Source organism: Brevundimonas sp. KM4, from assembly GCF_000964075.1.
GTDB classification, from domain to species: domain Bacteria; phylum Pseudomonadota; class Alphaproteobacteria; order Caulobacterales; family Caulobacteraceae; genus Brevundimonas; species Brevundimonas huaxiensis.
Genome location: NZ_JZRG01000060.1, coordinates 1 through 1,152, shown reverse-complemented (window position 1 = coordinate 1,152; position 1,152 = coordinate 1). Strand labels below are relative to the sequence as shown.

2 protein-coding genes are annotated in these 1,152 nt (G+C 61.8%); both read left to right on the top strand.

What is annotated here, in order from left to right; all coding sequences use genetic code 11:
* Positions 1 to 589: recombinase family protein (locus VH88_RS15290; protein ID WP_197071112.1), on the top strand; the 589-nt coding region annotated here is incomplete at its 5' end.
* A gap of 100 nt (positions 590 to 689) precedes the next feature.
* Positions 690 to 893 (top strand): hypothetical protein, encoded by a 204-nt coding sequence (locus VH88_RS15285; RefSeq protein ID WP_045812016.1) that lies wholly within the window; start codon positions 690 to 692, stop codon positions 891 to 893.
* The last annotated feature ends 259 nt before the right edge of the window (positions 894 to 1,152 follow it).

Here is a 1,152-nt window from a genome sequence, read left to right as displayed (position 1 = left end):
CAAGCGCGTGGCCCTCTACTGTCGCGTCTCGACGGCTGACAAAAACCAGACCGTGGAGAACCAACTTCGCGATCTGCGAGCCGTCGCGGAGCGGCAGGACTGGGAGATCGTGGCCACCTTCCTCGACGAGGGCATCTCGGGGGCCAAGGGGCGTGAGAAGAGGCCCGGCTTCGACAACCTGCTGAAGGGTGTGGCACGCAGGGATTTTGATCTGATCGCGTGCTTTTCCGTCTGCCGGATTGGCCGATCCTTGCCCGACCTGATCCACTTCCTTGGCGATATCCAGACCAAGAACGTGGACCTCTACGTTCACACGCAGGGCCTCGATACCTCGACGTCATCTGGTCGGATGATGTTTTCGATGTTGGGCGTCTTCGCCGAATTCGAACGAGCCATCCATAGGGAGCGCGTGCTTTCCGGGCTTCGTCGCACGACCAAGAAGAGCGGTCGAAAACCCATGCCTGACGACCGTGTGGAAGCGATCAGGAAATCGTTGGCGGACGGTCAGGGCATCCGCGCCACAGCCCGACTTCACCGGGCCTCCACGACCACTGTGACGACCATCAAGCGGTCTCTGGAGACGGTTTAGGAAGGCCGTCGCGAGCGTCGATGCAAATAAGCTACGCCGCTTGACGACGTGAGCCGAGACCGCATCCTGACGGACTTCTTGCCCTGCCGAGACCTTCACTATGTCAAGCCGACCCACCTGCCTCGAACGTGCCTATCAACTCGCCGAAAGCGGTTCGTGCCGTGACCTTCGCGAGATCGCCGCAGCCCTCAAACGCGAAGGCTTCACGGGCATCCGGGCGCAGCTTGAGGGTCGGTCGCTGACCAATGCGTTGCGTGCGCTCTGCCGGTCGAACTTCCGTCAGGCGGACGAGGCCACGGGCTGAACCGGGAATGAAACCTCGACGACCAGACCAGCGGCCGTCCAATCGCGTTTCAACGACCATGTAGTCGTCGCGTGACGTTCGCCACCAGTTTGGAGCCTAACCAGAACCTCCAGACCGGTCGGGCGACCCTTGGGGGCTGACCCTCCGGGCAAGGATCGGAAGTCAGTCGGGCGTGGAGAAGGCAGCGTTTTATCCGCCCCCTCCTCCACCCACGAGATCAGGACTTGGAGGCGAGGGTGACGTGCCCCTGAGTTTTCAT

Excerpts from the sequence above, each read along its gene's own strand:
- VH88_RS15285 (WP_045812016.1), top strand. The coding sequence starts at position 690 with ATGTCAAGCCGACCCACCTGCCTCGAACGTGCCTATCAACTCGCCGAA.